This window comes from Microbulbifer maximicatervae (SeqCode) (assembly GCF_052468095.1).
Genome location: NZ_CP174332.1, coordinates 1,728,005 through 1,753,845 on the forward strand (window position 1 = coordinate 1,728,005; position 25,841 = coordinate 1,753,845).

17 protein-coding genes are annotated in these 25,841 nt (G+C 51.5%); 9 read left to right on the forward strand and 8 right to left on the reverse strand.

Annotated elements, in window-relative coordinates:
• Positions 1-169 precede the first annotated feature (169 nt).
• The 6 genes from ACJJIL_RS07450 (at position 170) to ACJJIL_RS07475 (ending at position 6,546) form a co-directional block, all read left to right on the forward strand.
• On the forward strand, positions 170-1,228 hold the full coding sequence (locus ACJJIL_RS07450; protein ID WP_445361575.1) for a glycosyltransferase: 1,059 nt from the start codon (positions 170-172) through the stop codon (positions 1,226-1,228).
• A complete protein-coding gene (locus tag ACJJIL_RS07455; protein WP_445361576.1) occupies positions 1,221-2,312 on the forward strand; it encodes a glycosyltransferase family 4 protein in 1,092 nt (363 codons plus the stop codon). Before ACJJIL_RS07450 ends, ACJJIL_RS07455 begins: the two co-directional genes overlap by 8 nt.
• Positions 2,313-2,671: 359 nt before the next feature.
• Entirely contained in the window at positions 2,672-3,541 is an 870-nt protein-coding gene (locus tag ACJJIL_RS07460) for a glycosyltransferase family 2 protein (RefSeq protein WP_445361577.1), read from the forward strand.
• 77 nt (positions 3,542-3,618) lie between these two features.
• On the forward strand, positions 3,619-4,734 hold the full coding sequence (gmd, locus tag ACJJIL_RS07465) for a GDP-mannose 4,6-dehydratase (RefSeq protein ID WP_445361578.1): 1,116 nt from the start codon (positions 3,619-3,621) through the stop codon (positions 4,732-4,734).
• Between the two features lie 3 nt (positions 4,735-4,737).
• On the forward strand, positions 4,738-5,694 hold the full coding sequence (locus ACJJIL_RS07470; protein ID WP_445361579.1) for a GDP-L-fucose synthase family protein: 957 nt from the start codon (positions 4,738-4,740) through the stop codon (positions 5,692-5,694).
• Between the two features lie 81 nt (positions 5,695-5,775).
• The gene (locus tag ACJJIL_RS07475) at positions 5,776-6,546 is read left to right on the forward strand and encodes a glycosyltransferase family 2 protein (RefSeq protein WP_445361580.1); all 771 of its coding nucleotides are present in this window, start codon (positions 5,776-5,778) and stop codon (positions 6,544-6,546) included.
• 38 nt (positions 6,547-6,584) lie between these two features.
• Here ACJJIL_RS07475 and ACJJIL_RS07480 read toward each other — a convergent pair whose 3' ends face one another.
• The 6 genes from ACJJIL_RS07480 to ACJJIL_RS07505 form a co-directional block, all read right to left on the reverse strand.
• Positions 6,585-8,354: a BatD family protein gene (locus tag ACJJIL_RS07480; RefSeq protein ID WP_445361581.1), complete on the reverse strand. Its 1,770-nt coding sequence runs from the start codon at positions 8,352-8,354 to the stop codon at positions 6,585-6,587.
• Positions 8,348-10,228 carry a VWA domain-containing protein gene (locus tag ACJJIL_RS07485; protein ID WP_445361997.1) on the reverse strand — a complete coding sequence of 627 codons (1,881 nt, stop codon included), beginning with the start codon at positions 10,226-10,228 and terminating at the stop codon, positions 8,348-8,350. The genes ACJJIL_RS07480 and ACJJIL_RS07485 overlap by 7 nt, the downstream gene beginning before the upstream one ends.
• 2 nt (positions 10,229-10,230) lie before the next feature.
• Positions 10,231-11,271 (reverse strand): vWA domain-containing protein, encoded by a 1,041-nt coding sequence (locus ACJJIL_RS07490; RefSeq protein ID WP_445361582.1) that lies wholly within the window; start codon positions 11,269-11,271, stop codon positions 10,231-10,233.
• On the reverse strand, positions 11,264-11,809 hold the full coding sequence (locus tag ACJJIL_RS07495; protein ID WP_445361583.1) for a DUF4381 domain-containing protein: 546 nt from the start codon (positions 11,807-11,809) through the stop codon (positions 11,264-11,266). Before ACJJIL_RS07495 ends, ACJJIL_RS07490 begins: the two co-directional genes overlap by 8 nt.
• A 127-nt stretch (positions 11,810-11,936) precedes the next feature.
• Positions 11,937-12,914, reverse strand: coding sequence for a DUF58 domain-containing protein (locus tag ACJJIL_RS07500; protein WP_444933540.1), 978 nt, complete (start codon positions 12,912-12,914; stop codon positions 11,937-11,939).
• Entirely contained in the window at positions 12,914-13,885 is a 972-nt protein-coding gene (locus ACJJIL_RS07505) for an AAA family ATPase (protein WP_282932305.1), read from the reverse strand. The genes ACJJIL_RS07500 and ACJJIL_RS07505 overlap by 1 nt, the downstream gene beginning before the upstream one ends.
• 315 nt (positions 13,886-14,200) lie before the next feature.
• Between ACJJIL_RS07505 and ACJJIL_RS07510 the strand changes: the two genes are divergently transcribed.
• Together ACJJIL_RS07510 and ACJJIL_RS07515 are read left to right on the forward strand one after the other, a co-directional pair.
• Entirely contained in the window at positions 14,201-19,090 is a 4,890-nt protein-coding gene (locus ACJJIL_RS07510) for an NAD-glutamate dehydrogenase (protein WP_445361998.1), read from the forward strand.
• Between the two features lie 106 nt (positions 19,091-19,196).
• Positions 19,197-20,234 (forward strand): quinone-dependent dihydroorotate dehydrogenase, encoded by a 1,038-nt coding sequence (locus tag ACJJIL_RS07515; protein ID WP_413662444.1) that lies wholly within the window; start codon positions 19,197-19,199, stop codon positions 20,232-20,234.
• A 63-nt stretch (positions 20,235-20,297) separates the two neighbouring features.
• Here the strand turns inward: ACJJIL_RS07515 and rmf are convergent, their stop codons facing one another.
• On the reverse strand, positions 20,298-20,549 hold the full coding sequence (rmf, locus tag ACJJIL_RS07520) for a ribosome modulation factor (protein ID WP_108733677.1): 252 nt from the start codon (positions 20,547-20,549) through the stop codon (positions 20,298-20,300).
• Between the two features lie 434 nt (positions 20,550-20,983).
• On the opposite strand from rmf, the gene rlmKL reads away from it, so the two are divergent.
• Positions 20,984-23,182, forward strand: a complete 2,199-nt coding sequence (rlmKL, locus tag ACJJIL_RS07525) for a bifunctional 23S rRNA (guanine(2069)-N(7))-methyltransferase RlmK/23S rRNA (guanine(2445)-N(2))-methyltransferase RlmL (RefSeq protein WP_445361584.1) — start codon at positions 20,984-20,986, stop codon at positions 23,180-23,182.
• Between the two features lie 260 nt (positions 23,183-23,442).
• On the opposite strand, the gene ACJJIL_RS07530 is transcribed toward rlmKL, so the two are convergent.
• Positions 23,443-25,833 (reverse strand): bifunctional serine/threonine-protein kinase/formylglycine-generating enzyme family protein, encoded by a 2,391-nt coding sequence (locus ACJJIL_RS07530; RefSeq protein WP_445361585.1) that lies wholly within the window; start codon positions 25,831-25,833, stop codon positions 23,443-23,445.
• Positions 25,834-25,841: the final 8 nt, after the last annotated feature.

Genomic DNA, 25,841 nt, shown 5'->3' on the forward strand with positions numbered 1-25,841 from the left:
TAGCGCCAAATATATAGTAAAAGCTTTAGAAACAACAGCTTACATGCTGTAAACTAGTACGTTGAATTTGTAAAGGCCATATGTTTTGGTACAAAAAGTAACTGCAGCTCACTGTTATAGGACGTTTCTTCCTGAAACTCAGGGGGGACTGGAACAAGCCATATTTCAGATGGCGAGATCGGGAGGTGAGGTTTTAGCACTCTCTTCCAAGCCAGGCTCTTATGAGATTGAGCCTGGTTTGGAAGTTCGGGCAAGCCGCCGCTGGTTTTCTTTCAAGTCAATGTGTTTTGGGCCTGGTTTGCTCCTCGATGTATGGCGTAGCAAAGCGAAAGTGTTGCACTTGCACTTTCCTTGGCCTTTTGGTGATCTTGCCTACCTATTTGCAGGCAAGCGGCGCCCCTTGGTTGTGACTTACCATTCTGATGTGGTGAGGCAGAGGTGGCTGCTGAAGCTTTATACCCCTCTCATGAATCGTTTTTTTGCCAAAGCGGATCGTATCGTCGCTACTTCTGAGCAGTATGTGGCAACAAGCCCTGTTTTGCAGCGCTGGAAGCATAAGGTCTCTGTGATTCCCTTGGGGGTTGATGAGGATACCTTGCCGCCCCCGCGTGAAGACGACTTGAAGCGTATTGAGGACACCTATGGCCAGGGTTTCATGCTTTTTGTTGGTGTTCTTCGTTACTACAAAGGCCTTGAATACCTAGTTCGCGCAGCTGAGGGGGCCGGCTGCCGCATATTGATTGCAGGGGCGGGACCAGAAGAGGGGCGTATGCGCGCTCTTGTTTCTAAGCTGGGCCTGGATAACGTTGAATTTCTGGGGTTTGTATCCGATGAAGAAAAGGCAGCATTGTATAGACTATGTGGTGCTGTAGTTTTTCCTTCTCATCTGCGTTCTGAAGCCTTCGGAGTCACCTTGATTGAAGGGCTTATGGCCGGTAAGCCGCTAATAAGTTGTGAGATAGGCACCGGTACAAGCTTTGTAAATGAGAATGGTGTAACTGGCCACGTGATACCTCCCGCAGATAGCGCCGCGCTCCGGGCGGCTATGAATGACCTCAGCTCCAACCCTGAAAGAGCTAAGATAATGGGGGCTGCAGCCCGCCAGCGTTATGAGACTCTGTTTACGGGCGAGAAGATGCGAGAATCGTATCAAGAGCTTTATCGGGAAGTTCTAGGGTCTGATGTTGGTAGTGAGGTGATTGACTCCGACAGGAGTTCCTGTGCTTAGGATTGGTGTTGATGCCAGGCCGTTGTCAGTTGTCACTACAGGTATTGGCCGTTATACGGAAGCCCTTATTGAACGTATGGTAAAAAGCGGGCATGAATGGTTCCTTTATAGTGATGCGCCGCTGCCTGAGAGGTTCTGTGATGCAGCTAATGTGGTCGTACGTACAGGGAAGGTTGGGCGTAAATCACTGGGTACTCTTTTTGCTCAAGCCCGCTTCCCATCTTGGGCTAGGCATGATGACTTGCAGGTATTCTGGTCCCCTAGGCATCATTTACCACTGATGATGCCGTCTTCGGTAAGCCGGGTTGTGACGATTCACGACGTGGTTTGGGCGCGCTTTCCTGAAACTATGTCTGTATTTGGTAAATATCTCGAACGGGGGTTGATGCCCCGGTCTGTGAGTTCGGCGCAAGCGGTTATTGCGGTATCAGCATTTACTGCCGATGAGCTCGCAGAACTAATGCCAAAGTCTGTGGGTAAGACCGTTGTTATTACTGAAGCACCTTTCTTGGAAAATACTGACGACCGTATTGATGGGGAGTATTTCCTTTTCGTCGGTACCCTGGAGCCCCGGAAAAATTTGGAGCGCCTGCTGGCCGCATATCGAGCTTACTTGGATATGGCTACTCAAGGAGCATTGCCGCTTTATATTTGCGGTGGGCAAGGCTGGGGGCTGCCTCGATTAAGTGAAGTTATTGAGGAGTTGGGTTTAGGAGAAGTGGTAAAGGTGCGGGGTTATGTGCCTGATCACGAGTTAAGTGGCTTGTATCATAATGCCAGAGCTTTACTAATCCCTTCGATTTATGAGGGGTTTGGGCTGCCTATTGTTGAGGCATTTTCGCAGAACACGCCGGTTTTGACCTCTAATACTGGAGCTATGCGGGAGGTGGCTGGAGATGGAGCTATTTTAGTCGACCCTCTTTCGGTTTCTAGCATGGCTAATGGTATCCATCAGCTGCATTCAGATTTGGATTTGGTCCATAGCCTTCAGGAATCTGCATGCGCTCGGGTAAAAGAGTTTTCTTGGGATCGAGCAGCGGAAGCCACCTTGAAGGTGTTGGAGGAGGCTGCTATCAACGGGTAGCTGGCTTTGGTTCATCTTTTTATAGCGCTAGCTTCTACATCATTCTCTTTTCGGGCGGGTCTCTGGCTATTCCCTGAAGTATGTTTGTGTTCTGCGGTTTCAAGGTTGTGGGGCCTTAAGACTTATTCAAATTTATTTTCTCATTGATTGTTTTGGTCTTCCCTTAAGGTTGTCAGGTTCTAACTACCCTGGCTGCCGTCGAAATTCCCATCTATCTCTCTCCTGATCCAGTTGTTGAAATCCCCGCCCATCCTGTTTGTTGGCCAATGTTGTAGGTTGCTAATTCCAAGTGTTGTGCTAATCGTTTAGTCAGTGCGTGATGATTCAAATGTCTAACAATATCTGCAACTGGTGCTGATATGCGGGTTAAATTTTCCGTGATTGTTCCGGTCTATCAGCAGTGGCACTTCATTGAGGAGTTGATTTGTTGCTTGGAGTCTCAGGTCATTTCAAGAGGCCTTTTTGAGCTTGTACTGATATCAAACGACGGGAATTCTCCATCCTTTTTAGGGGGGAGGAGTTTTCAGATTAAGATGGGAAAGTGCAAAAAGCCTGGATCTTATGCGGCAAGAAACAAAGGGGCAGAGTTAGCTGAAGGTGATTGGCTTATTTTTACGGATGCTGATTGCCTGCCGGATTCAAAGTGGATAGCCGGAATTGATAGGGCGGTTGGGTGTTGGGGAGGGAGTGTAAAGTTATTTGCCGGTGATGTGCGAAGTCAAAAGCAATATGGATTTTCCAATATCTATGAAGTCTATGACTTTATGAGAGGGATACCACAAGAGGTTTACGTATCTGCAGGAGTTGCGGCTACAGCAAATATGGTAGTTGATCGGTTTTTGTTCCTGAAGTTTGACGGCTTTAGTGAGAATTCCTTTTCGAGTGGTGATTTTGAGTTTTGTAGAAGGTTGAGGGCGAGAGGGTACCAAGTCTTATTTCTGAAATCTGCTTTTGTTCATCATCGAGTTAGATGCTCCTGGCAATCTGTAGCGACAAAAGCAAGGCGGATAAAGGGAGGGCAGTTTTTCCTCTCTCAAGGGGCAGGGAGGTTTAAGCTGATCCTATATACCCTTCTTCCGCCGGTAAGGTCGGTCGTATTTTTTTGGCGGAAAAGGGAAATTTATATTGGTTATAGATTGTTGGCAACTTTCGTTCAGATAAGGTTGTGGGGGGTTGAAATACGGGAGATGGCTCGCTTGATGTTAGGGGCGAAACCTGAGCGACATTGATCTTTGTAAATGTTTGGACGGTATTGGATGTGGAGAGGTGGTGCGCTTGTATACCAATAATTCTAACAGGCTGAGACATGAAAAAAGCATTAATAACGGGTGTAACAGGCCAGGATGGCTCTTATTTAGCTGAATTTTTATTGGCGAAAGGGTACGAGGTTCATGGGGTTAAAAGAAGGTCCTCTTCATTTAATACGAGCCGCATAGATCACTTGTACCAAGGGCCGCAAGATGATAGTAGAAGGTTTTTTCTTCACTATGGAGACCTTACCGATACGAGCAATTTGACCCGAATTCTTCAGGAGGTGCGGCCTGATGAAATCTATAATTTGGGTGCTCAGTCACATGTTGCGGTCAGTTTTGAATGCCCTGAATATACTGCAAATGTGAACGGGCTTGGAACCCTCAGAATACTTGAGGGGATGCGTCTTCTGGGGTTGGATAAAACCAGGTTTTACCAAGCCTCAACATCGGAGCTTTACGGTGCTGCCAAAGCTTCCCCTCAGAATGAAAACACTCCTTTCTATCCTCGCTCTCCATACTCAATTGCAAAATTGTTTGCTTATTGGACTGTGGTCAATTTCCGCGAGGCCTATGGCTTATATGCTTGCAATGGAATCTTATTTAATCACGAGTCATCACGGCGTGGTGAAACTTTTGTTACTCGAAAGATAACCCGGGGGTTGGCAAATGTTGCCCAAGGTTTAGAGCGTTGCTTGTATTTGGGGGAGCTGAATGCACTGAGGGACTGGGGCCATGCTAGGGACTATGTTGAAATGCAATGGTTGATGTTGCAGCAAGAAAGTCCTAGGGATTTTATCATCTCTACAGGGCTGCAATACTCCGTTCGGGACTTTGTTCGTAATTGTGCTCAGGAGCTGGGGATTGCGATAGAGTTTTATGGAGAGGGGCAGAAAGAGGTAGGTGTTGTTACTTCAATTGTGGGAGAAGATGCTCCAGCAGTTAAGTGTGGAGATGTAATTGTTAAAGTGGACTCTCGTTATCTTCGCCCGACAGAGGTGGTGTCACTAGTAGGTGATGCCTCATTGGCTCGGCAAGAGCTGGGGTGGGCACCTAAAACAACCTTGAAAGATTTAGTTGGGGAGATGGTTAAGTATGATTTGAGGGAAGCGAAGCGGAATTTGTTGTTGGCTGGGAATGGTTATCGCACTGAGCCTATTTTTGAGGAGTAGTTAGTGAAATACTCCCAGAGAGTTTTTGTCGCAGGTCATCGGGGCATGGTTGGTTCGGCATTAATTCAGAGGTTGAGACCGGTAAAAAACTGTGAAGTCATTACTTGCCCTCGAGGTTCGCTGGACTTGACAGATGCTGATGCTGTTTCTGATTTTTTTAATTCGGAGTCGATTGATACTGTTTATTTGGCTGCGGCAAAAGTGGGGGGCATATTGGCGAATAGCAAGCTCCCAGCTGATTTTATTTACCAGAATCTGATGATTCAGTGCAATGTAATCCATCAGGCTCACAAGGCCGATATCCAAAATTTGCTGTTTATTGGGTCGTCTTGTATTTATCCAAGGGATTCCCCCCAACCGATACGGGAGCAGGACCTGCTTGGGGGCAGGTTGGAGACGACTAACGAGCCTTACGCTATTGCTAAGATTGCCGGAATTAAGTTGTGCGAGTCGTACTCAAGGCAGTATGGACGTAACTATCGCAGTGTTATGCCGACAAACCTTTATGGTCCACATGACAACTTTGACTCTGCAAATTCACACGTTATCCCTGCATTAATATATCGTTTCCATAAGGCCAAAAATGAAGGGCTGCAGAATGTCAGGATTTGGGGGAGTGGTGATGTTCGGCGAGAATTTCTGTATGTAGAGGATATGGTTGATGCGTTGGTGTTTGTAATGGGTTTGGAAGATCGAGTATATCGATCCGTGACAGAGCCTATGTGCTCCCACCTAAATGTGGGTACTGGGGTGGATTGCACTGTTAAGGAGCTGGCTTATTTAATCGCCGAGATCATTGAGTTTGAGGGAAATATTACATTTGACAGGTCAATGCCTGATGGTGTGCCGCGGAAGTTGCTAGACACCTCAAAGCTATCGAAGTTGGGGTGGGATTCCCAGACTTCCTTGGGGGTAGGGTTAAAGAAAACATACGACTGGTATAGAAGTATTTTACGTTGATCGAATGTCAGATATTGTAATTTGTACTAAAGTTCTCAAGAGAGGTTTTACTTTTCACGAAACGACAACTTGAGACTTTTTGTGATAAAAATAAGCCTGATAACGGTTTGTCTAAATAGTGCTGACACCATTCGCGACACAATACTATCCGTGTTGGCTCAAGATTATGCAAATATTGAGCATATAATTATTGATGGTGGCTCTACTGATGGCACGCTAGAGATAATATCTGAGTTTAAAGGCCAAGTCGCGGCAGTTGTGTCTGAAAAAGACTCAGGTATTTATGATGCTATGAATAAAGGCATATGCCTGGCGTCTGGCGATATAGTCGGCACAATTAACTCTGATGATGTCTATTCTGATAGTCGTGTAATTTCAAATGTTGTTAATGAATTTTTAGTTTCGGGAGCCCAATCTGTCTATGCAGACCTGGAGATTGTGGCTCGCAATAACTTAAGCCAAAGAGTGCGTTTTTATGGCTCCAGTAAATTTAGGGTGTCTAAATTTCGCTGGGGCTGGATGCCACCCCACCCTACATTTTTTGTACGGCGTGACTGCTATAAAAAGCTAGGTTTATATAAAACCAACTACCGTGTTGCAGCGGATTTTGAATTGCTAGCTCGTTTTCTTCATCGGGATAAAATCAGCTTCAGGCGCTTGCCAAAATGTATTGTGAAAATGCGTGAAGGGGGTGTTAGTTCCCAGGGCGTTTGGGGGCGGATTCATCAAAATCTGGAAATTGTTAGGGCTTGCAAAGAAAATCATATCTACACAAACTTTTTTCTGATTCTATTTAAAGTACCTCTTAAACTGCTCGAATACACAGGAATTGGCCTTACCCATAGGCGGTGAAGGCCAACCTTTCCCTGTTTGATTTGAAGAGGCTCCTGTTAAGAGAACAGTGAGGGCAGGGCGCTATCCGCTTCACGGGGTTCACTTTCAGGTTTCGCGTTCAATAGTAAGTCGACTATTGCTTTCACCTTATTGATGTCCAAAGGACTAGCTGGTGACTTGTAAATAGCGGCGTCCAGAGCTGCTTGGAGCTGACCCAGCTCAGGGATGTTCAGTTGCCTCGCGGTTTCAGCCAAGCTCTTCCCATTTACTTGCGGCCATTTTGCAGCAAGCCACTTTAAAGTGGCTTGCTGGATATTGATGGGGTTCTCACTCTCCAGAGCTTTTTTAAGGGCACGGGTTTCACGTTGTAAGTCGGGAGCCTGGGTGTGGTTGCTAGGTATTTGCTGGGCGGGTTTGCGCCTCTGAAAGAAAAAGTACAGCACCCACAGTAAGTGAGAGGCAATCGCGATAATAGCCAGGTTGCGCCAAAAATGGCTCACAGTACCGACTTGTTCGGTGGGTGTAGCTGACTGAGGTACTTTAGCACTGGTTTCATTGTCGCTGGTTACTGCAGCAGCAGTACCGGTAACTGAGAAGCGGAATGCCGGTAGTTGAGTGGTGCGTTGTCGTTGGCTTTTTGTATCCCACCAGGTCACAGTGACGGGAGGAAGCTCGTAGTCCCCGGGTTGTGTAGCCACAATCGCGGTTGTCTCAATACGGCTTCCGGTAACGCCGTTGGGCCCAACCTGGTCTTCTTGTTGCGGTTGATCGGGGTAAGTTTTAAGGCCATCCACGTTGAGTTTGGGAAGTGGGGGCAACTGTGCGGCCCTGAGCCCTTCGGCACGTACGGTAAGAATTCGGGTAATAGGTTCGCCTACGGCAAAGGTGTCCGGGTCCTGGCTCCAGCTTTGAACAATGCCGAGACTGGCAGCGGGCAGCCATTGGCTGCCAGAGTAGTCAGCGGGTTTTGGCAGCACTTCAATAGACTTCTCCTGGGAGCGAAGTCGAAGCCTTTGGCTGTTGCGATTAAACAGGGAGAAGGGGTCCCTGCGCCCAGCGATGGCCACGTAGGTTAGTGCGGGAATGCTGAGCTTGCCTGAGCTATCTGGGAAAACGGCGTAGGTAACTTCGTAAACCGCATGGCTCACATCATTGAGCTTGCGCTCATATCGCTGCTCATCGACTTTTTCTGCATGAGCGCCGGCAACCTTGAGAGGCTCTGTTGCGATATCGTGTAAGCCGATAGTGGTGTACAGACGAATTTTTACCAGCAGTTGCTCTTGGACATAGACCTTTTCCTTGTCGAGTGTTACTTCCAGAAAAGCCTGCTTTTCACCGCCGTTAGGTCCACTTTGCGCCTCGGTGACCGTGACGGGAACCGCATCGGAAACCTCTCCTTGATAGTTAAAAGAGGGGATAAACAGTTTGCCTTCCCGTTTGGGGGCTAGCGCCAGTACCCACTCGACAAAACTCTCTGCACGGCCATTGATAACGCGATACTGGTTGGACTGTTGGCGTGAGAGAATATCGAAATCCTGTTCCAACAAGTCAAAGTCCGGTTGTCCACCACTTTTGTTTCCTGAATAGCGCACACGTAAATTGACTGTCTCATCAATTCCAATCTTATCTCTATCGACCGTTGCGCTGAGATCGCTTGCTAAAACCGGCGTCGACAGACAAAGTGCTATTGCAAGAAGTAGCAAAGCGAAGGCGTGGCTGAGTGGGAGGCTCCAAAGTTTTATTCGGTTGTTAATGATTGCGTCCATAGGCATTTTTGAAATCAGTGTCCTTGAATCCAGCGACATTGTTCTACTGTTCTTTACCATCTTTGTGTCGCCCCATTTTCCGGTGGCTCCCACTCTCCGCTGCGATAGGCACGGCGCCTTTGCAGGCTCTCGTATTTGAACTTCTCGCGCATCAGGCCGGCTGGATCATCGGGAATTTGACGGAGCCATTGGTCCAGGGCTTGTTGGGTTTCCTGGTCGAGCGGGCTTTCTTCAGCGCCAGTAGGTTGCGATTCCCCTTGCGGCGGTTGCTCTTCACCCTGTTGTTCACCTTGCTGTTGTTGTTCGCTCTCCTGCTCTTCCTGGCCCTTTTCTTGGGAGCCCTGCTGCTCCTCACCTTGGGGCTGTTGCTCAGAGGACTCTGGTGAACCAGAGGGTTGTTGATTATTGCCCTGTTGTTGCTCGCTGGACTGCTGTTCGTTGTTCTCAGCTTGCTGCTCTTGGTTTTGCTGTTGTTCCTGGCTCTGCTGCTGGCCCTGCTGGTTCTGTTCCTGCTCGCTTTGCTGCTGTTCACCGGACTGCTGTTGGGATTGCTGCTGTTTTTCTTGCAACTCTTTCAGCTTTTCAGCAATTTCTCGATTGTGCTCGGCATCGGCAAACTCGGGCTGCTTTTGCAGGGCTTCATCGTAAGCTTCGATAGCTTTATCGTAGTCCCCCTGTTGCACCAGGCTGTTGCCAAGATTGTACAAGCTCTGTGAATTATTACGTTGGGCGAAATTTTCCTGGGCCTCTGCATAATTGCCTGCGCGATAGTTGGCAGTGCCTTTCCATTCGGGGTTGTGAAATTCTTGCGCGGCCTCTGCCGGCTGTCCCTCTTCTAATAGGCGCTGGCCCTGCTGGTCTTTGCGTTGCCATAAATCCTGCCACTCAATAGCCTGGCTTTCACTTGAAATTCCAGTTAGTAGTAGTAAGGGCAGGGCGCATGCCAGAGCTCCCCGACGGAAGAGTAGGGCTGCAAAAGGTAGTATTAAAAGGAGTAATAGTGGCCCTTCATCCCGCCATTGGTCGAACTCCCTTTCAGTGAGCTGCGCTTGTTGCGGGCTGTCAGTTTGAGGCAGTAAATAGTCGATATCGCTGTCATTTACCGTAATTTTGGCAAAACGCCCCCCGCTGGACTGGGCGAGCTGGCGAAGCTCACTGGCATCGAAATTGGAGATGACGATGGCGCCTTTACTGTCGGTCACAAATCCACCGGTATTTCCTCGAGGGATGGGGCTGCCTTCGCCGCTGCCCACGGCGAGTATACTCATCTCAATTTTTGCGTTGGACAGAGCTTTGGCGACCTCATTGGCGGCCATTGAGTCTATGCCATCGGTAACGGCAAGTAATTTGCCGCGCCCGGCAGCTCCGTCCTTTAACAGGCGAATCCCGGTATCGACAGCCATTTCGATATTGCTGCCGGGGACGGGCATGATTGAGGGCGACAACGCGGGTACCAGATTGGCGATAGTAGCCGTGTCCTCGGTAAGAGGGGTGACGACATGGGCTTCTCCGGCATAGGCGACGAGCGCGGTGAGGCCGTCTTTTCTCTGGCGCAAAATATCCAAAATTTTAAGGCGGGCGCGGGTTAGTCGATTGGGCGAGAGATCTGTCGCCATCATGGACGGTGACAAGTCTAGCAGTATGACCAGGGCATCCTGGTTGCTGTACACCGGAGTTGGCAGCTTGCGCCAGGCAGGGCCGGCCAGAGCGATAATCATCGCGACCAGCAGCGCAAATATTAATGCGAATAACCAGGGTCTTTTACTGCCACCGCGCAGTAGAAGGTGGGGCAGCAGATCTGGGTCTATGACCTTTTGCAGTTGAGCGCTGTTGAGCACCATCTTTGCCAGTCCCCAACAAAGTAGTGCTGCGGGAATTAGCAGCCACAGAACCCCAGGGCGCAGGAAGTGGAAGGATTGGATTAGGTCGAGCATATTCACTGGGCTTGACCTCCATTGTTACGACTTGTCTCTTCTCGTCTGGCAGGAAGCTGAAAATTGCTCGCCAGGGGAATCAGGGCCCAAATTCCAGCCAGTAGTAGGGCGATACTAAGGGGCCAGGTGAACAGGGACTTCATGGGGCGGTAACTTTCCGCTTCTTGTTCGACAGGCTCTAATTTATCCAGTTCGGCATAGATTTCTGCCAGCTCCTGCGGGTTGTGGGCGCGGAAATAGCGGCCTCCGGTTTTGTCGGCAATTTCCTTGAGTGTCTTGCTGTCGAGATCTCGCGAAGGGTTAATTCTACGGCTGCCAAAACGGCTCCCCAGAAGGCCAGGTTGAACCATTTCGTCGGCACCTACACCGATGGTGTAAACCGTAATGCCCGCTTGTTGTGCCAGCTCGGCAGCTTTGAGCGGGGAGACTTCCCCCGCAGTGTTGGCGCCATCGGTGAGGAGTATCAGCACGCGTTGCTCTGCGGGGCGTTGGGTCAGGCGTTTGACCGATAGCCCAATGGCATCGCCGATGGCAGTTCCCTGTCCAGCAAAGCCGATCTGGGCCTCTTTTAGTAGAGTTTCTACCGTCTCCCTGTCATAAGTGAGTGGGGCTTGCAGGTAGGCGCGAGTACCAAACAATACCAACCCCAAACGGTCACCTTTACGCCGTTCAACAAAGTCACCAACCACCTGTTTTACTGCATTGATACGCATCGCCGGTCGCCCATTAATCACCATATCGGGCGTTTCCATGCTGCCTGAAATATCTACGGCAATAAGGAGATCCCTTGCGCTGCTGGGTTGAGATATTGGCTCCCCATACCACCGGGGACGGGCTGCGGCGCTAATTAAAAGCAGCCAGATCAGAATCAGTAAAAAGAGATTGAGCAGATTGCTTTGTTCGCCGCCGCCGCGTTGGGATAGCTCCGAATAAAATGGTACCTTCAGGGCGCTGCTCATGGGTTTGGAGCGGGGTAGCAGCCAGCGGGCGAGTAGCGGGAGTGGGGCTAAAAAGAAAACCCATGGCCAGGCGAATTCAAACATGCGCGGCCTCCCCGCCCTGGTGTTGTGGGCTGTTTTTGGTGGGTTGTTCGTGCTGCTTCACCCATAAAATGGCATATTCCTGTAGCGCTCGGTTTTTGTCTGGGTCACAGCTGCCGCGATAGAGGTTTTCGACGAGTGCTTGTTGCGCATCAGAGGGGCACTCGAGTGGGGCTGACTTTTTCAGGAATTCGACCCATGCTGTGCCGATAAGATTGCCGCACTCTGTACGGCTATAGGTTGTAACTGCCACTCGCTTAAGTATTTCATTAATTTCTGGTACTGCATCCGCCTCCTCAGTATTTACTGCGGCGAGCAGTGAGGCTGCTTCGACACGATAGCGATTGCGTTCAACTTTTTTGCGCCGCTGCCGCCACCATAGGACAACGGCGGCCAGAAAAACTAGAATTGACACGGCCAACATCCACCAGCCTGGAGCGGGTGGCCACCAATTAACCGCATTGGGCTCTTGTATATCGCGGAGTTGCGATAACAATTCCTGGGCCTCGGGCGAAGGCGCTTGCGGTGTTGGGGATTGCATTTGTTTTGCCAGAAGACTTCCTTTTATCACGACTGGCCCTCAATTAAATTGCCAGTGCGTTTTGCCTTCGCTCCTTGGTTCGCCAAAACACTGGCGACTAGCTTTTTCTGCACTTTCAAACTCATTACTACTTGGGCCTTCTCGTATTTTGCCAGCCATTATTTCTTTGCCGCGAGCCGTAGACGGACATCAGTGCTGGAATAAGCGGTTGGGTGTTATCAAAGTCCAGCAACGGCAGCCGATAACGTCGGCACAGTTGTTCAACCTCGGCGCGGGCTCGGGCTTGCTTTTCGGCAAAATGTTCGTGAACCGGCCGATTGCCGGCATGAAGGAATGTGCGCTGGCGACCGTCAGATATAGTGAGGGATTGGCCGGGCAGATGTTGCTCCAGCGGGTCCGATACCCTCAGCACCTGCAGGTCGGCATGACGGGATAAAAGGTAGAGTGGCTGTGAGCAGCTCTCGTCGAGATCATGGCAATCACTGATTAAAAAGAGTGCACTTCCAGGGCGTGCGATTCTTCGTGCTTCCTCCAGCAATGTTTTCAGTGTTTGGCTGCCCTGTTCGGGGACGGGGCTGCTCAGTTCCGCAGCGCGGGCAACCGTACTGTGAATCATCGAAAGTACGGCGTGGTGGCTGCGGCGCGGGCGCACTGTGTCTATTTCCCGGTCGGAGAAAAGTAGCGCCCCGATCCGATCGCTGTGCTGTAAACCAGCCCAACCCAGCGCTGCCGCAATGCCGCTAGCCGTCACTGATTTAAATGCCCTTTGGCTGCCGAAAAACATCGGTGAGCGCAAATCCAACAGGATAACTACCGGGCGTTCGCGCTCCTCTTGGTAAAGTTTGGTGTGGGTTTGGCCGGTTCGAGCTGTTACTCGCCAGTCAATGGAGCGCACATCATCGCCGGCCTGGTAGTTCCGCACTTCCTCAAAATTCATGCCGCGGCCGCGATAGCGAGTGAGCAGGCTGCCGGCCTGATCACTGCGGGCCAGGCGTGGTTTGAATAATTGCAGCTGCCGTGCGGCGTAGCGCATTTGTACCAACGGCGTTACTTCGGGATAAGCCCCGCGCAGTTCAAGCTCAGTTGGGGGTGCTTCAGCGGACATCAGATCGCAGGCACCTGTTGAAGTAATCGCTCAATTACCTGGTCGGTAGTAATTCCCGCCGCTTCCGCCTCAAAACTCAACAGGAGCCGGTGGCGTAAAATATCGGGAGCGACATTCATCACATCATCTGGGGTGACGTAGTCGCGCCCGGCGAGCCAGGCGTGAGCGCGCGCGCAGCGATCCAGTGCAATTGTTGCTCTCGGACTTGCACCAAAATCTAGCCATGACGCCAGCTCGCTGTCATACTTCGCCGGCTCGCGAGTAGCAATGACAAGTTGGACAGTATAGGTTTCCACGGCCTCAACCATCTGCATTTCCAGAATTTGGTTGCGCGCCTGAAGAATGGTTTCTTGGCTGATAATTTCAGTGGGGCGATTTTCGCCAAGGCTAGCCTCGGATCTGGCCAGGCGCAGGATTTTTGCTTCCGCCTCCGCATTGGGATAGGCAAGATTTACCTGCATTAGGAATCTATCTAATTGTGCCTCTGGCAGAGGATAAGTCCCTTCCTGCTCAATAGGGTTTTGGGTAGCCATTACCAAAAATAACTGGGGAAGGGGATAAGTTTTTCGGCCGACACTGATCTGCCGTTCTGCCATAGCTTCGAGCAGCGCCGACTGAACTTTGGCTGGCGCGCGGTTAATCTCATCGGCCAGTATCAGATTGTGAAACACTGGACCTGGTTGAAAATGGAACTCTCCGGTTTCCGGCCGGTAAATGTCGGTGCCGGTAATATCCGCCGGAAGCAGATCTGGCGTAAATTGAACGCGATGGAAGTCACCCTCAATAGCTTCGCCCAGTGTTTTAATGGCCTTGGTTTTGGCCAGGCCTGGCGCTCCCTCCACCAAAAGGTGGCCATCGGCCAGCATGGCGATCAGCAATCGGTTAACCAATCTCTCTTGACCGATAATCTGCTCTTCCAACCAATCGCCCAAAGCGGCGATATGATCCCTAATAGTCTGGTTTGCTTCCATAGTATCTCTTCTTCTGAGAATTTAGCCGCCGCACGGACCTGGCTGGCTTTCTACCATCTATATATAGTCGCCGCCGAGAAGGTGGCGACTGATGATTTTAGCGGCACCAAATGAAGAGGCAACTCTTGAGACGTAGGCCTCTGCCGAGCCGACTAGATTCTGAGGTGGAATGGACTTCTCCTCACTGTCTGACTGAAAGTGTAATTTTTAGGACTCGACCCTGCAGCTGCGTATGGGCTGAGATGATGACCTTTTCGGATCTACAGTGTTTGGATTCGATGTGACAAAAATGAGATTGGGAGGTTCCCCGTGAATATGGCGACGGTTATTACCGACAGCCGTGAAGAATTAGTTGCGCAGATTTGCGAGCTGATTCGTGACAAGCTGACCAGCGAAGCCGAACCCGTTGTGGCTTTTGCCCAGCAGTTCCTCAATCAGTACCCATTAGAGGATCTGGCCGGTCGTCGCCTTGTTGACGTCTATGGCTGCATATACACCTGGTGGAACTTTATTCAACAGCGCCCGGGCGGCCTACCCAAGGTGAAGGTCTTTAACCCCCGCCTCGAAGACGATGGTTGGGAGTGCTCGCATACGGTCATTGGTGTGCTGCAGCGGGATATGCCATTCCTGGTGGACTCCATTCGCATGGAGATCAATCGCCGAAATACAGTGACTCATTCGATAAAGAGTACGGTAGTTCGAGTTGAGCGCGATGCCAAGGGGAAACTGACTCGCCTGTTGCCGCCAGAGGAAGAGTTGCTGGGTGAAAAGCCGCAGGCAAAAGGGAAGCGCATCACGAACGAAGCGATGATTTATGTCGAGATTAATCACGACACTTCATCTGAGTTCGCTTCAGGCATGATGACTGGCTTAAAAGACGTACTCGGCGATGTGGAGCTGGTAGTGGACGACTATGTCCCGATGCTGGAAACCTGCAGCGCAATGGAGGGGCAGTTACAGGCGGGACTTCCAGACGAAGACACCAACCTATTGGAAGCCAGTGCATTTTTACAATGGATGCGCGACGGTAACTTCACCTTCCTGGGGTATCGCGAATACGAGTTCAGTGTTGTCGGGGATAAAAAAATCCTCAATGAAGTTGAAGACCGCAGGCTCGGTATTTTCAAAAAGCTGGAAGAAGCCGCGCCGATGCTGGAAACCTCTTTTAGTGAGGGCAAGCAGCGTTTCTACCAAGGGCCCAATTACCTGACATTTGCCAAGTCCTCCGTTAAGTCCCGGGTGCACCGCACGGCCTATTCGGACTACGTGATGATTAAGCGCTACAACACCGATGGTGAGGTGATTGGTGAAGCGGCGTTTATGGGGCTTTATACCTCGCCGGTTTACACCGAGAGCCCGGCGAAAATCCCGATTATTCGCCGCAAGATGGCCTCGATCATCGAGTCTAGCGGTCTCTCCGGACAGGGGCACGATGGCAAAGCCCTGCGCCGGATTCTCGATACCTTCCCAAGGGATGAACTTTTCCAGGGCAGCACCAAAGAGCTGTTTGACGTAGTAATGGGTGTGCTGCAGTTAAATGAGCGGGCTCACCTTCGTCTGTTTATGCGTCGCGATCCCTTTGGTAAATTCGTTACTGCCACGGTATATGTTCCCCGTGAGCTGTTTAATAGTGATGTGCGCGAGGTGATTTGCGCGCATATTGCCAAAGCGATTAATGCGAAGGACTCGGACTTCACCACTTTCTTCTCCGAATCCATTCTCGCGCGGGTTCATTTTGTTTTCCGCGTGTCCCCCGATGAGCCTGTTGATTTTGATGTCGCGCTGCTGGAGGCGCAAATTGTGGATATTACCCGCTCCTGGGAAGATGTTTTCCAAAGATCACTAATTGAAAATAGCGGGGAAGAAGAGGGCAGTCGTCTCTATCGTACTTTTGGCCGCGCCTTCCCGGCAGGGTACCGTGAAGACTTTGAGCCTCGTATTGCGGTGCAGGATGTAGCAGCCGTTCAGAGCCTCAGTGAAGACAACCGGGTGGCAATGAGTTTCTACCAGCCGGTGGGGGCCGCTCAGGGCAGTCTGCGGTTCAAGGTATTCAACTGGGGCAGCGGCCTGACGCTCTCCGACGTGATTCCCGTGCTGGAAAATTTGGGCTTGCGGGTTATTGGTGAATTCCCCTATACGATTCGCCCCCGTGGCTATACCGATGTGTGGATGCACGAATTCCATCTGGAATTTGGTCTGCCCACCAAAATTGATGCGCAGGCATCCCGTGGCCTGTTCCAGGATGCGTTCGCGGCGATCTGGAATCACACGGCGGAAAGCGATGCCTTCAATCGCCTGGTGCTGGCCGCCCGCCTTAACTGGCGCGAAGTATCCATGCTTCGTGCCTACGCCCGTTACCTGAAGCAAACCAAGTCCGGTGCCAGCCAGAGCTATATTGCCGCTACCCTGGCCAGCCACGTGGATATCACCCGCAACCTGGTAGCCTTGTTTAGGGCGATGTTCGACCCCCGTTTAAGCACTGGTAAGCAGGAGCAGCCCCGTGTCGAGCGCTTGATCGCTAAAATTCACGATGGTTTGGATACGGTTGATAACCTGAATGAAGATTTGGTTCTGCGCCGTTATTTGGAATTAATCCTGGCGACCCTGCGCACTAACTTCTTCCAGGTGGATGATGAAGGGCAGCCCAAGGATTATATTTCGATCAAATTCAGTCCCCGGGATATTCCCGGCATTCCCGAACCCCGCCCGGAGTTTGAGATTTTTGTTTACTCCCCTCGTGTGGAAGGTGTGCACTTGCGTGGCAGTAAAGTCGCTCGCGGCGGCCTGCGTTGGTCTGACCGACTGGAAGATTTCCGCACAGAAGTTCTGGGCCTGGTAAAAGCCCAAGCGGTGAAAAATGCAGTTATTGTACCCAGTGGTGCAAAAGGTGGATTTGTCGTTCGGCGTCCGCCTACCGATGGCAGCCGCGAAGCGATGATGGAAGAGGGAATCTCCTGCTACAAAACCTTTATTCGCGGCCTTTTGGATATCACTGATAATCTGAAAGATGGCGAAGTTGTACCGCCCAAATATGTTGTTCGTCGGGATGAGGATGACCCCTACCTGGTAGTAGCTGCGGATAAAGGGACGGCGACTTTCTCAGATATTGCCAACGGCATTGCCGGGGAGTATGGCTTCTGGATGGGCGACGCTTTCGCCTCCGGTGGCAGCCAGGGATACGACCATAAGAAAATGGGTATTACAGCCCGTGGAGCCTGGGTATCGGTGCAGCGCCACTTCCGTGAGATGGGGGTTGATGTCCAGAAAGAAAACTTCTCTGTTGTCGGCATTGGCGATATGGGTGGAGATGTTTTTGGTAACGGCATGTTGCTGTCTGAGCACATCTGCCTGAAAGCGGCCTTTAACCACCTGCATATTTTTGTGGACCCCAATCCGGATGCAGAATCCAGCTATAAAGAGCGCCAGCGTTTGTTCGCGTTGCCCCGGTCGAGCTGGAGAGATTACGAGCGCAAATTAATCTCCAAAGGTGGTGGTATCTTCGAGCGTCGCGCCAAGGCCATTGCTATTACGCCTGAAATGAAAGAAGCGTTTGATATCAAACAGGATCAACTGAATCCCAACGAGCTGATTAGTGCCTTGCTCAGAGCGCCGGTGGATCTGATCTGGAATGGCGGTATTGGCACTTATGTTAAGGCTACTACCGAGACGGACTCCGAAGTTGGTGACAAGTCCAATGATCACTTGCGCGTTGATGGTCGGGAGTTGCGTGCCAAAGTCTTTGGCGAGGGCGGCAACCTGGGTATGACCCAGCGTGGACGTATTGAGTTTGCTCTCAATGGCGGGCGTTGTAACACCGACTTTATCGATAATGCGGCCGGTGTGGATTGTTCTGACCACGAGGTAAATATCAAGATCCTTCTGGATAAAGTCGTTGCCCAGGGTGATTTGACTGAAAAGCAGCGCAATGAGCTACTGGATGGGATGACCGATGCTGTCGGTGAATTGGTGCTGCACAATAACTATGAGCAGACTTTTGCCCTCAGTGTGGCGGAATATCAGGTTGCCAAGCGCCTGGACGAGTACCGCAGAACCATCAACACTTTGGAAGACGACGGCCGATTGAACCGCGCGCTGGAGTTTATTCCTGACAACGAGCAGATTTCTGAACGCGAGCACAAAGGGCAGTCCCTGACCCGCCCTGAATTATCGGTTCTAATCTCATACGTGAAGGTCAAGTTGAAAGAAGAGCTGCAAAATGCACAAATCACCGACAATGAGCGGGTGCGTTTTGCGGTTGAGTCTGCATTCCCGGAAAAATTGGTCGAGCGTTATCGCGACCAAGTCTATGACCACCCGCTGTTGCGCCAGATCGTGGCTACCCAGGTTGCCAATGAGATGGTTAACAGTATGGGTATCACCTTCTACAACCGTATCGGTACAGCTACTGGCGCCGATGTGAACGATGTAACTGCCGCTTATGTCAGCGCTCGCGATGTGTACGAGATGCACGACTTCCAGGAGCAGCTGGCTGCGCTGGACTACAAGGTGCCAGCGGAGCTGCAAACAGAACTGCTGAACTCGATGATAGGCCGTGTGCGCCGGGCAACCCGGTGGTTCCTGCGCAATCGCCGCAATGAGTTGGAGCCAGCTACCAACTGCGAGCTGTTCCAGGAGCCGGTACAGCGGGTTATTACAGCGTTGCCGCAGGTCTTGAGTGGCGAGCCCCTTAACGAATGGGAACAGCGCTACCAGAAGCTCCTGGAAGCAGGGGTGCCAGAGGCCCTGGCCCTGCTGTCGGCGTCGCCCACCTACCTCTACTCGGCACTGGGTATTTCCGAGTCGGCGCGAGCTAGCGATACGCCCGTAGAGGAAGTTGCCACGGTTTACTTCAGGCTGTCGGATGAGTTGAACCTGCATTGGTTTGGCAATCTGATCGTCGATTTGCCGGTAGACAGCTTCTGGCAGGCGCAGGCCCGGGAGACCAGTATGGATGACCTGGACAGCCAGTTGTCGACACTGGCGGTGAACATCCTCCGCTTGGGCAAGGCTGAAAATCTTGATGTAGAGGGTGCAATGTCCCGCTGGAGCGCTATCATGGCGCCCGCAATTCAACGCTGGCACAATATGATTGCCGAGTTGAAGTCTACTTCTGTCGGTGACTTTGCCATGTTCACTGTGGCTTTGCGCGAGCTAATGTATCTCGCCCACGCCACTGCGGACCGGGAAACCCTGGCAGAACAGTAGCGAAATAGAGCCCAGGGGCCGCTCAAAGGTCCCTGTAGTATCGTCGTCATCACAAGATAGAGCCCTTCGTTTTCTGAAGGGTTCGCCTCCCCACGTAAGGAAAGGTATGTATTCAACACTGCGTAAAGCCTTGTTTGCGCTTGACCCTGAGCGGGCCCACCATTTGTCGATTGATGCCATTGGCGCTGCAGAGCGCCTCGGTTTGATGTCCCTGTACAAAAAGTCGGTGCCGGATGATCCGGTCGAGTTGATGGGGCTCACTTTACCCAACCCGGTTGGTTTGGCCGCTGGTCTGGATAAGAATGCGCAGGCCTTCAATGGTTTCGGAGCCCTGGGTTTTGGATTCGTTGAAGTAGGCACCGTGACACCGCGCCCCCAACCTGGCAATCCGCTGCCAAGGCTGTTTAGGGTGGAAGAGGCCGATGCGATTATTAACCGTATGGGTTTTAACAACCTCGGTGTTGACTACCTGATTGAACGAGTGAAAAAGCGCCGTTATAGCGGTGTCTTGGGGATCAATGTAGGTAAGAACTTTGATACTCCAGTGGAAAAGGCCGCCGATGACTACTGCCTGTGTATGGAGAAGGTGTACCGCTACGCCGACTACATCACTGCCAACGTTTCCTCTCCCAATACCAAAGGGCTACGTGACCTACAGTTTGGTGACAGTCTCAATCGCTTGCTGGGCAGCATCAAAGACAAGCAGATGGAGCTGGCTCAAAAGAGTGATCGCTACGTCCCTGTCGCTGTCAAGATTGCCCCGGATATGGAAGGCGATGCGGTGGCGCAGATAGCTGAGGCGCTGTGTGAGTACGATATCGACGGCGTGATCGCTACCAATACGACGATCGATAAGTCTTCAGTCGCCAAGCTGCCCCATGGTAGCGAAGAGGGCGGTTTGAGCGGAAAACCCCTGAGAGCTCAATCCACCAAGGTCATCGAGCTGTTATCGAAAGAGTTGAGCAAGCAGATCCCGATTATTGGGGTTGGCGGTATTTTTGATGGTGACAGTGCGGCTGAAAAGATTCGTGCTGGGGCGACTGCCGTACAGATGTATACCGGTTTTATCTATCGGGGGCCTGAATTGATTCGTGAGGCGGCAGAGGCAATTGCTTTGGAGCGTCGCCGAACAGAGCAAGGGTAAGCTGTATCAGTTGCTGACTGCTAGGAAAAGGGGGGCTTTTGACGATAAGCCCCCTTGCCATCGCTAAATGGTACTCCACCCGTCAGGGTATTGGATGTCGGTAGAAACGGCGCCATAAATTTCCAGTTTTTGCGCCTTGGTCACTCTGTCGAAGCCATTCCAGTAATCTTCCCGCCCCTCACGCCAACCATTGATCCACTCCTGATGAGGATCCTCTTCGACAAATGGGCAGCTATCCATAGACTTGTTGTTCAGGGCTGCCAAATAGCCCTTGTAAAATGCCCTGTCGGCGTGATTTCGTTTTTGGCGTTTCATCGTATACGGCACCTCTACTTTGTCGGTCTGTGGACAGTTTGTCGGCAGGTTCGCAAACGGCTCTATTTTGGGGTGTCTCTCAATGAATTTTAGTGAAGGAAATAAGTCTTTGAACGGACCGACCCAATCCACCTTATTAGTAAGAGTAAAGTGGCTGCGTGGGAATCGGAAAACATCTCTAGTTGACAGTATGACTTATGGGGCAGGTAGTAATTAACGGCAGGGCGTATTCTCTTCTGCCACAAAATGGGATAATCGTCCTCTTTTGGGCAAGGCGATAATGCTCAATTTCCCTAGTTGGGGGCGGTAAAGGTTTTGCCTCCAAGTTTTATTTGTGCGTACTGGCGGCGCAGACGTTGCCGGCAGCTTTAAGTGGGCGGTCTTTATTGGCGCACAAAACTTCCTCCACAGGAGGAGCTTAATGAGTAAGTATTTTGACAGATTTACAAACCGAAGAATTTGAGTTTACGGCTACGTGTCCCAAGGGAATAGAGGGACTGCTCGCTAATGAATTACGCGACCTGGGTGCAGGGTCTGTAAGGGAGCAGCCGGCGGCAGTGTATTTTTCCGGCTCCCTGAAGCTGGCTTACCGCTGCTGTCTGTGGAGTCGCTTGGCAAACCGCATTATGTTGCGTTTGGCGCAGGTGCATGTAGCCACCGCTGAAGACCTTTACCAAGCAGTTGCCGAGCAACCCTGGGAACTCCACATTCGCCCCTCGGGCAAACTGTGGATGCAATTCTCTGGGACCAATCGAGAGATCCGCAATAGTCAGTTCGGTGCTCAAAAAGCAAAAGATGCCATTGTCGACCGCCTTCGCCGTCAGTCGGGAGCCCGTCCAAGTATTGATAAACATCATCCAGATTTGACGGTTGCCCTGCGCTTGCATCGGGATAAGTTGGATATCGCCATCGATCTAAGCGGTGACAGCTTGCATCGCCGTGGCTACCGAACCCATATCGGTGCAGCCCCACTGAAAGAGAACCTTGCGGCAGCACTGTTGCTGCGAGCCGGCTGGCCAAAGATTGCTGAGCAGGGTGGAGCCTTGCTCGACCCGATGTGTGGCTCGGGCACTATTCTGGTGGAGGCGGCGATGATCGCTGCTGATATAGCACCGGGATTAATGCGGGATAGCTTTGGTTTTGAGCGCTGGCTGAACCATCAAAGCGATATTTGGAACGAGCTTCGCGAAGAGGCATTGCAGCGTCAAGGCGTTGGCCTGGCGCGCGAACTGCCAGAGATTCGCGGTTACGATGCCGATGCGAAAGTCTTGTTTGCGGCTGAGGCTAATATTGCCCGGGCCGGTCTGGAGCGCCAGGTGCGAGTGAGTTGCCGCCCAGTAGCAGGGTTTAGGGTACCGAGCCATAGAGAAGTCAAAGCGGGATTGGTTTTGACAAACCCGCCCTACGGTGAGCGCTTGGGTGAGCAGGAAGCTCTGCGGGAGACCTATTTTGAACTGGGGCGGCAGTTAAAGGCGGAGTTCCCGGGCTGGTTGGTCGGTGTGTTTACCGGCAATCCGGAACTGGGTTATGCCACCGGTTTACGCTCTCACAAGCAGTACCAGCTATACAATGGCAGTATCCCCAGTCAGTTGCTGATGTTTGAGGTTCGTGCGCAAAGTGGGGCGGCGGCGAGTGAAGCCACTGGGCCGAAGTTGTCACCCCAGGCGGAGATGGTAGCAAATCGCTTGCGCAAAAATCTGCGCACTACGGGTAAATGGGCCGCGAGGAGTGGCGTGGATTGTTACCGCCTCTACGATGCGGACTTGCCTGAGTATGCTGCGGCGATCGATATCTATAAAACCCTGGATGGCGCCGTGTACGCGCATTTGCAGGAGTATCGTCCGCCGGCCACTATCGAGGAAGAGAAGGCTCGGGGGCGCTTGCGCGATTTGTTAAGGGCCCTTCAGTCCGTGCTCGAATTGCCTCGCGCGAATATCAGTATTAAAGAGCGCCGTCGCCACAGCCACAAGGGCGGAGGTAAGGGTGGAAGTCAGTACCAGAAGCAGACGGAATCCAGAAAGGAGCTCTGGGTTGGGGAGTATGGTGCTGAGTTGGCGGTAGATCTGTGGAGCTACCTGGATACAGGGCTTTTCCTCGATCATCGCCCGGTGCGCAAATATCTGCGAGAGATTTCTGCCAGTAAAACATTCCTAAACCTTTTCTGCTATACCGCCAGTGCGACGGTCCAAGCGGCTCTGGGTGGTTGCAAGCAAAGCACTAGTGTCGATATGTCGCGAACCTATCAAAACTGGGCGGGACAAAATTTCCGTGCTAATAACATGGATCCTTATCGCCATCAGTTGGTAGAGGCCGATTGTTTGCAGTGGCTTGAATCTGCTCAACAGAACAGGAAAGGCCATTACGATTTGATATTCATGGATCCCCCGAGTTTCTCCAATTCCGCCAAGATGAGCGGGGTATTAGATATTCAGAGGGACCACGGGAAATTGATTCGTCAGTGTATGTCCCTGTTGTCGCCTCAAGGTCGCTTGGTGTTTTCCAACAACTTGCGCAGCTTTAAGATGGACGAGGACGTTTCCAGTGAATATTCGGTAGAGAAGCTGAACCTTTTGGATAAGGACTTTCAGCGCAACCCAAAAATTCACAATGTTTGGGAGCTCCGGCTGAAGTAGGGTGGTACTAACGCTTTAGTGATTTGTGGCCGGCTTGATTTAATAGCCGGCCTAAAATACCTAAGGTCTAATAGGTTTTGACCATTGAAATTGAGGGATTTTACAAGCTGGAGGTAAATCGCCGTCCAGTGTCAATTTACTTGTAATTCAATTCTAGGTTAATTTGGGCCAGCGGCTTTCAGCTAAAACTTTGCATAAATAAAAAGATAGCGAAAGTTGACGGTACAACCACAGAAACCCGATTCGCTGTGAGCCCGGATCTATTCATTCAGATCCATTACAACCCGTATCCCCACATCCTTTGAGCGCGCGGTTTCATTGAGGCCTTTTCGGTAGTCAGAAGAAATCTTACTAGAGGTATCACGCATTGAGCCGCCCCTTACAGAATGAAGTTGGCAGCCGTTAATCTTTATAGGTGCTGAAGTAGTTTTTGTTGGGTTGTATCCAGCTTGGTAGCAGTCTTCCACCCACTCAGCCACGTTCCCTGCAGTGTCAAAAAGGCCAAAAGGATTCGCCTGGTAATGCCCTACGGGAGCTGTACTGATGCTGAACAGCTTTGTAAATTCGCTAGAGCAACCCCTGCGGCAATTCGCTTTTCCCCGGACGTCGCTGGAAGCCCACCAGTATTGGTGGGTACTGCCTCCCCGGGCTGCGTACTCCCACTCGGCTTCACTGGCCAGCCGATACTGCTTGCCAGACTCCTTTGATAGCCACTTCACATACCTTTGTGCGTCCCGCCAGGTCACATTAATTACCGGTCTATCGCCTCGCCCCCAGCCTGCATCGCTGGGTTTAGCACTACCGGTGGCCTCGGCGAAACGATCGTATTCGGCAAAGGTGACCTCATAGATGGATATAGCAAAGTCCTGCTCTACATTTACCCTGTGCGCAGGGCTGGCCAATCGCCGCTGGTTATTGCCCATGGTAAAGCTGCCTGCTCCCACTGCGACCATTTTCGGGCCCAAGCCACCGGAGGATAATTCAGATTGAAATCGCTTGCCGATAAAGTAGGCAGGTTCCAGCTCGATCGCCACTTCGAGGTTTTGTTCTTCCAGCAAGACCCACTGGCGAACTTTACTGAAGCCCCGTTTACTCACTTCCACATCATATTTGCCTGGGCTCAATTCAAGCCCCGGCTGGTAGCGGGGGGCTATGTTCATAATCCGCACACGGGCATCAGACGGCTTTGTGTTAATCGTTAGGCTGTACAGCTTGGGTTGGTTCTCTGCTCTTGGCTCTGCAGGCTCAGGCGTGAGTACTTTTGGGGGCTCAATATTACTCCTGGCAATCAGTGCCTGATTACCACTGAGGGGTAGTTGTGCATCTGCATTGAGCGAGGAAGGTAGATTTAGCGGGGTAACTTGTACCTGTGTGTCTAGGGCATCTGCTGCTGATTCAGTTGGCGCAGACTCTGTATTTGAATTTGGAGCAATATTGGCAGGCTGCTCCGCGGTACCTAGTAGGGTGGCAGCTGTAAAATCGGCAGCGCCGTCCAATGTAGGTAGTCCAAGTTGCCAGCCGGCCTTGTGATCAACGATGCTATACAGGCCCCAGGTTGAGGTAAGGCCAACAGCGATAAAGCTGCTCATAAGCCAGGAGCGTTTGTGTTTTGTTGGCTCAGCGAGGAACTGCCGCAGGCGTACAACAGTATCCTGCTCCTTACGCTCTGGCTTCTCGGGCGTTTCCTTCCGTTTCCAACTGGAAGCAACTCTCCCGAGTTGGTCTGCCACACTGCCGTAAATGGTCAGTACAAGTGCTTTTGCCAAGCTGGAAGTTTTTAAAGTTGAATTGTTGAGCTGGCTGATTTGGTTGGCCGGCTTTCCGGCGAGGGCTGCAACCAAATCATCTGCGGCATCGGCGATATCCAGGCCGCGTTGAAATCGCTTATCCGGATCTTTGGCCAGGAAGTGATCAAGGAGAGGCTGATAAAGTGCGTATCGGGCTGGCAGTCGCGGTATTGGGTCGGTGAGGTGCTTTATTGCAATGGCGACGGCTTCGTCTGCTTGATAGGGCACGGCTCCTGTGAGCATTTCATAGAAAACAACTCCCAGGCTATACAGGTCGGCACGACCGTCAACCGCTGCTCCGCGAGCCTGTTCTGGGCTCATATAGTGAGGGGTTCCCACAACCATCCCGCTGTTAGTCATACGGGTGGTTCTCGCGATAGCCCGGGCAACTCCAAAATCACTGAGTACGGCCGATCCGTCTTCGCGAAACAGGATATTTTCCGGTTTCAGGTCTCGGTGTACATAGCCCTTGCTGTGGGAGTGGTCTAGGGCCATGGCTATCTGGCGCACAACATTAAGCGCCTCAAGAGGCTCAAGCCCACCTTTGCTTAAACGCTCTGCAACCGAGCCCCCAGGCATGTAGTCCATGGCGATATAGTTCAGGCTGCGGTAGCGGCCAATATCGTGAATACCGACGATATTTGGGTGTGACAGCTGCCCAACGATATTTGCTTCCCGCTGGAACCGCTCACTGAAGATTGGATCAGCGTTCAATACTGGCGACATAACTTTTAGTGCCACCTGCCGGCCCACACTGCGCTGTATAGCCAGGTAGACTGAGGACATTCCCCCCTGATTGATCTTCTTGAGGATGCGGTAGCCCGGTATCTGCAGTGAAGAGGTGCCGCTATTGACGACTTCCATGAAGTGCT

Bases quoted from the DNA above. Each gene is read 5' to 3' on its own strand.
- ACJJIL_RS07480 (WP_445361581.1), bottom strand. From the start codon at position 8,354: ATGGTAAAGAACAGTAGAACAATGTCGCTGGATTCAAGGACACTGATT.
- ACJJIL_RS07500 (WP_444933540.1), bottom strand. From the start codon at position 12,914: ATGTCCGCTGAAGCACCCCCAACTGAGCTTGAACTGCGCGGGGCTTAT.
- ACJJIL_RS07530 (WP_445361585.1), bottom strand. From the start codon at position 25,833: ATGGAAGTCGTCAATAGCGGCACCTCTTCACTGCAGATACCGGGCTAC.
- rmf (WP_108733677.1), bottom strand. From the start codon at position 20,549: ATGAAACGCCAAAAACGAAATCACGCCGACAGGGCATTTTACAAGGGC.
- ACJJIL_RS07485 (WP_445361997.1), bottom strand. From the start codon at position 10,228: ATGCTCGACCTAATCCAATCCTTCCACTTCCTGCGCCCTGGGGTTCTG.
- ACJJIL_RS07510 (WP_445361998.1), top strand. From the start codon at position 14,201: ATGGCGACGGTTATTACCGACAGCCGTGAAGAATTAGTTGCGCAGATT.
- gmd (WP_445361578.1), top strand. From the start codon at position 3,619: ATGAAAAAAGCATTAATAACGGGTGTAACAGGCCAGGATGGCTCTTAT.
- ACJJIL_RS07450 (WP_445361575.1), top strand. From the start codon at position 170: ATGGCGAGATCGGGAGGTGAGGTTTTAGCACTCTCTTCCAAGCCAGGC.
- ACJJIL_RS07505 (WP_282932305.1), bottom strand. From the start codon at position 13,885: ATGGAAGCAAACCAGACTATTAGGGATCATATCGCCGCTTTGGGCGAT.
- ACJJIL_RS07490 (WP_445361582.1), bottom strand. From the start codon at position 11,271: ATGTTTGAATTCGCCTGGCCATGGGTTTTCTTTTTAGCCCCACTCCCG.
- ACJJIL_RS07460 (WP_445361577.1), top strand. From the start codon at position 2,672: ATGCGGGTTAAATTTTCCGTGATTGTTCCGGTCTATCAGCAGTGGCAC.
- ACJJIL_RS07495 (WP_445361583.1), bottom strand. From the start codon at position 11,809: ATGCAATCCCCAACACCGCAAGCGCCTTCGCCCGAGGCCCAGGAATTG.
- ACJJIL_RS07515 (WP_413662444.1), top strand. From the start codon at position 19,197: ATGTATTCAACACTGCGTAAAGCCTTGTTTGCGCTTGACCCTGAGCGG.